7 protein-coding genes are annotated in these 5,119 nt (G+C 57.8%); 5 read left to right on the top strand and 2 right to left on the bottom strand.

Translation table 11 applies throughout. The features are described from left to right. The 5 genes from B7444_RS06815 to B7444_RS06795 all read left to right on the top strand — a co-directional run. The coding region (locus tag B7444_RS06815; RefSeq protein ID WP_252365375.1) for a ParB/RepB/Spo0J family partition protein at positions 1–1,986 on the top strand (1,986 nt) is incomplete at its 5' end. Continuing rightward, positions 1,983–2,306, top strand: a complete 324-nt coding sequence (locus tag B7444_RS06810) for a NepR family anti-sigma factor (protein ID WP_007284650.1) — start codon at positions 1,983–1,985, stop codon at positions 2,304–2,306. The genes B7444_RS06815 and B7444_RS06810, both read left to right, overlap by 4 nt. 101 nt (positions 2,307–2,407) lie before the next feature. Next, positions 2,408–2,872 (top strand): hypothetical protein, encoded by a 465-nt coding sequence (locus B7444_RS06805; protein WP_007284651.1) that lies wholly within the window; start codon positions 2,408–2,410, stop codon positions 2,870–2,872. A 210-nt stretch (positions 2,873–3,082) separates the two neighbouring features. Continuing rightward, the gene (locus B7444_RS06800) at positions 3,083–3,325 is read left to right on the top strand and encodes a type II toxin-antitoxin system Phd/YefM family antitoxin (protein WP_007284652.1); all 243 of its coding nucleotides are present in this window, start codon (positions 3,083–3,085) and stop codon (positions 3,323–3,325) included. Next, the gene (locus B7444_RS06795) at positions 3,318–3,737 is read left to right on the top strand and encodes a hypothetical protein (RefSeq protein WP_007284653.1); all 420 of its coding nucleotides are present in this window, start codon (positions 3,318–3,320) and stop codon (positions 3,735–3,737) included. Before B7444_RS06800 ends, B7444_RS06795 begins: the two co-directional genes overlap by 8 nt. A 311-nt stretch (positions 3,738–4,048) precedes the next feature. On the opposite strand, the gene B7444_RS06785 is transcribed toward B7444_RS06795, so the two are convergent. Further along, positions 4,049–4,309 (bottom strand): helix-turn-helix domain-containing transcriptional regulator, encoded by a 261-nt coding sequence (locus tag B7444_RS06785; RefSeq protein ID WP_007284654.1) that lies wholly within the window; start codon positions 4,307–4,309, stop codon positions 4,049–4,051. A 48-nt stretch (positions 4,310–4,357) separates the two neighbouring features. Then, positions 4,358–5,026: a hypothetical protein gene (locus B7444_RS06780; protein WP_007284655.1), complete on the bottom strand. Its 669-nt coding sequence runs from the start codon at positions 5,024–5,026 to the stop codon at positions 4,358–4,360. Between the last annotated feature and the right edge of the window lie 93 nt (positions 5,027–5,119).

Genomic DNA, 5,119 nt, shown 5'->3' with positions numbered 1-5,119 from the left:
CCCCTCCATTATTATATCGTGTATATAATAAGAACACCGGGCGGGAAAACGTGGGGGGATGGTCCTTCCTCTCCGCCCGGTGCAGGGAGGGTAAACCCTATGTCTGCAACACTCCGCAGTGAGCCCAAGAAAGCCACCACGAAGCCCGCCAGAAAGACTACGAGCAAGACGCCGACGCCAATCACGACGCCCGCCAACGATACAGACGGGACACGCATCCCCTTCAGCAAGCTGTTCCGTTCGCCCCTGAATGTCCGGCGCACGGTGCCCGCCATCGCTATCGAAGAACTGGCCGACAACCTGAAAGCTGTTGGCCTGATCCAGAGCCTTGTCGTCGTGCCGGATGGTGACCGCTTCGGCGTTGTCGCGGGCGGCCGACGCTTTCTCGCCATGTCCCTGCTGGTCGAACGCGGCGACTGGACCGAGGACAAGTCCGTTCTCTGCCGGATCGTGACACCCGAGGAAGCCGAGGAAATCAGCCTTGCCGAGAACGTGCAGCGTCATGCGATGCACCCGGCCGACCAGTTTGAGGCGTTCGCCCGACAGGTCGAATTGGGACGCTCCGTCGAGCAGATCGCGCAGCGTTTTGGCGTCTCCGCTTCAATCGTCGCGAAGCGCCTGAAGCTGGCGTCCGTCTCTCCTGCTGTCATGAGCGCCTTCCGACAGGATCAGCTCACGCTCGAACAGGTTTCGGCCTTCACCGTGGCGGACGATCACGAGGCGCAGGACAGTGTGCTGCAATGGGTGCTGGATACGCACTTTCAGGTTGCCCCGCACTCCATCAAGAACCGGCTCATGCAGGGGGCCGTTCCCGAAAGCAGCCGCATCGTCTCCTTCGTCGGACTGGATACCTACCGCGCTGCGGGCGGGACCGTGGTGCAGGACCTGTTCGGAGAGAACGGTTTCCTGACCGATACCCCGCTTCTGCACGAACTGGCCGAAAAGAAGCTGGGCGAAGTCGAAGCCGGGTTCAGGGCCGAAGGCTGGTCATGGGTTGAACGCATCACGGACCGGCCAAGCTGGTTCTATTCCACCCCTCGTTTGTCGCCAAAACAGGCCGAGCCAACCGCCGAGGATGCCGCACGCATCGAGGCGATTGCCGACCGGCTGACCGAGATCGAGGAAAACGAGCAGTCCCAGGGCCTGACCGACGAGGAAAACGAAGAATACGACGCCCTGACCGCCGAGCTTGAGGCATTGCAGAATGCGGCTCACCTGTGGAGCGCCGAGCAGAAGGAACAGGCCGGGGTCTTCATCATGACCGAGGGGGCGGAGATCGGCACGACCTATGTGGGCGTGGTCAAACCCGGCGCGAAGAAGAAGGACGCCGCCAGCGCCAGCACAGCCGAGAATGACAGTGCCGTGCCCACCATTCCCAACGGTCTGATGGAAACGCTCTATCGCGAGCGGACAGCCGCCCTACAGGCGACGCTTGCGCGGGACAGTGTGATGGTCCTGCGGGTTCTGGTCCATGCGCTTCTGATGCAGCACCACGGCGCGATGTCTCCCCGCTTCGAGACGCCCGAAACGCCGCACGACAAGGCATCCAACCCGGCCATGTGCGCGGTTGCCGAATATCGGCTGGAACGCCTCAACCCTCTGCGCATCCCGCAGGATGATCGGCTGTGGCCGTGGCTTCTGGGCCGTACCGAAAGCGAACTGGTCGAAATTCTTGCCGCCTGCGCCCTGCCCTTCGTGAATGCCGGAAAGGAGGACTGGTCCGTGGACAGGCAGCGCGGCTCGTCGCGTGACATCGCAGCCTCAATCGGCTTCGACATGCGCGAATGGTGGACGCCCGATGCGGACAACTTCTTCCGTTCGCTGACGAAATCCACCATTGCCGACTACATCACCGAGGCAGGAGCAAACCCCGGCGACTGGCAGAAGGCAAAACGGGATGCCCTCGCCACCGACGCGGCCAAGGCCGCAGCGGAAAGCGGATGGCTTCCGGCCTTTCTCCGCACACCCGGCGCAGCGACCGCATGACAACAACCGGCCGGGGCACTGCGCCCCGGCCACCCGCTCCGGCTGATGATGCCGGGTTCGCAACATTGTGGAGTGCTCTACGACGCCAGAATCTTCCTGTCGTGGGCGATCCGATTAAAATGCAGTGGGAAGGATCGGATATGCACAAGTATTCAGATGAAAATTTTCTGGCGTCGTGGCTGAAGCGCGCGCTGCGCGCCCGGTTCGGTGCTGTGGTGAAGGAACCGGTTCCCGATACTCTTTTGTCTCTTCTTTCCGAGGCACCAGAAAGTGAGAAACCCGAACATCAGGCAGACAGTGCGTTACTTCGGCACGAGTAAGTCAAAATCAATTCCTGCTCCCATAAGCGACCGGCAATTTCTTACGCATAAGACCGGGCTTATGGTAGTAACGGCAAAACAGGTTCTGGTGGAATTAGGACATGACAACAGAGCAGAATACTGCGCCAAATGGCGTTGACCGTCTGGCTGGGCATATTGCTGATGCCATCGACACGCTGAAACTGATCGTGACTTTCGGTTTTCTGACTGGTGTCGTGATTATGTTCTGTCTGATGCGGGACCGTGGGCTGGAACTCTTGCCGCAATGGTTCCTGGCCCTTCATGGGATAGGCATCCTGACGGCCGGTCTCTTTTTTTCTGTCATGATGGCGGGCCTGTCTGTGATGTTCACGCACAGCTTTCGATCTGTGAAAATCATCGCTCTGCCCGTTGTCTTCTTTCAATTCATATTCGGCGTGCTGGGTCTGCCGATGATGATGGGAGCCGATGCCTCGCCCGAGGCTTTGCCACTCTGGTTCTCGACCGCAATCGCCGTCCTCAGCCTGCTGGGGGCATGGGGCGGACCTGTGGCTGCGCTGCTGGTCGCGAAAAAATCAGCTAGGTGAGCACAGAAGAGCGGATGGTTGCGCCCTCTGTGGCATAGTCTCTTCTCCCCTCGGGATAGCCACGATAAACGGAAGCCCCCTGACGGGGGCTGTGTATCATTTGGCGGCCCTGTAGGCCGCCATGCCTCTGCTATCCTCAGCGATTTAATTTGCGGAATATTCAGAATTTCTGTATATTCTTGATATTGCCCCCGTGGGAGGATAAAGCCAGTGAAGCAGTTTGCAGCGGGCGACCTGACCCGTAATACCGGCGATCTCTTCGAGGCCGCAGCCGTCGCCCCCGTCGCCATCACCAAGCATCGCAAGCCCCGGTTCGTTGTCATGTCGATGGAGCGATACGAGACGCTGACCAGCAGGGATACGGGCAGTCAGAAGGCTTATGCCGTCAACGATATGCCTGAAGACGTTGCCGTCCTGTGCGATCAGGGGATTGAGGACTATCTGAATGGCTGATGACTTCCCGCGTGTCGGCCAGGTCATCGACTATCACTATCTCTGGAAATGGCAGGATTTACGAGGTGAGACGGAAGGCCGAAAAAAGCGGCCGAGCTGCGTGGTGGTCGTTGCCATTGACCGGGACGGCAAGCATCACCTCTTCATCCTGCCGATCACGAGCAAAGAGCCTGCTGCTGATCGTCAGGCCGTGCTGATTCCGGAAACCGAGGCCCGCAGGGCGAAGCTGGATACGGATATGCCCCTGTGGGTGATGGTGGATGAAGTGAATTACGACATCCTCGAAACGTCCTACACGCTGGAAGACCGAACCGCGCGCGGCCAGTTCAGTCCCGCTTTCAGCAAACAGATCGTTCTGGCGTTCCGCTCAATGCGCGATGCACAGGCATTGCGTATCTCGAAACGGACATGAAAAAGGAATACCAAAAATATGTGTAATATTGGTGAAGAATCTTACAAAGAGAAATGTGAAAAATGCGGCACAGTGAATAGAATAACAATTCAAACGGGACCGGAGCATGGGGGGTGGAGTGAAAAGTTTACTGTTCATTGCGCAGAATGCGGCGAGGTTATGGACCGGATTTCCGCTTTCGGCCTGAAGAGCGTCGAAAAAGTCAAAGGCAAGTGAACGTCTAAGCGGACACTTGAAACTGAAGCCCCCTCGCGGGGGCTGACTGCTCTGTGGCGGCCCGACAGGCCGCCATCCCTTCGGCGTGTGCCGCATCAGTCCGCCGCATGAAACGTCACCTTTATGCCGAGCGCCGACATGATGCGGAACAGGCCGGTCAGGTCGAGATCGCCTTTTTCAGACAGGGCTTCCTTCGCAATATCGTCCGCTCCCTGCGCGCGCGCTATGACCGAAAGAGCATGAGCAAACGCCGCTGCGTCGCCATCTGCCCATGCCATGTTCAGAAGTTCCTCCTGTATCCGAGGATCTTGTGCCGCCTTGACGCCATCAAACACATCCAGTCCAGAAGTCTTCATCGGGTATTTCCAAGTCCTTGCTATTGGGGCGCGGCAGTAGCTGGTTTTCTATGGTGCCATGCGAGATTTTCTGATTTCGTTCTGTGCTGTGCGGGCGTATCCAGCAGCCCGCAGCGACCAGCTTTTCTCTTGGCTGGTAACGCCATAAGCCGTCAGAAGGGGCAGGGCGACTTCAGGATAGGGAATGATTCTGGCTGGTTCATCCTGATAAGCCAATCCGTAAGCGCCGAACGGGGAAAACCGCACGATCGTCAGATCCGACGGAGCCGGAAAGGCTACCGGCGTGATAAAGGCCCGCATCGGGCGCTGATGACGCTTGAACAAAGTCACCCGGTTCTTGCCTTCCAGAGCCACGTAAAGCGGCATCGTTCCGATACGGGCATATCTCGGTGCCTCTGAGCAATATTTGTCGTTATCGCTCACAATACCATCAGACCATTCCATGATCTCGTGATCGTAATCTCTCCCCTGATCCGGTCGGTCCCGATACTGCCCCGAGATGACAAGCGTCGGGTCGATAGTCTCTGGAACCATGTCATCATAGCTGTAAAACGCATCGGAAAAGGGAAGCGCGTCGCGTAGAAATTTCTTCGGAAAAATCGCCCTGCGTTCGTAGAAGCGTTCATACGGATCATCGACTTCCGTCAGGCTTTCATCCAGTCGGTCCTTGAACGATACAAAAGCTCGACATGCTGAAATCAGTTGAGTGTCAGACAAGATTTTTCTCTTTTTGTGATTGCCGTGAAATTCTTTCGGTCACTTGATTTCCGCTCTAGTTCGTAAGGCCGCGAGCCAGGTGCGCTGCACCTG

Source organism: Gluconobacter thailandicus F149-1 = NBRC 100600 (assembly GCF_000964465.1).
Classification (GTDB): Bacteria; Pseudomonadota; Alphaproteobacteria; order Acetobacterales; family Acetobacteraceae; genus Gluconobacter; species Gluconobacter thailandicus.
This window is presented reverse-complemented; position numbering and strand designations above follow the sequence as displayed.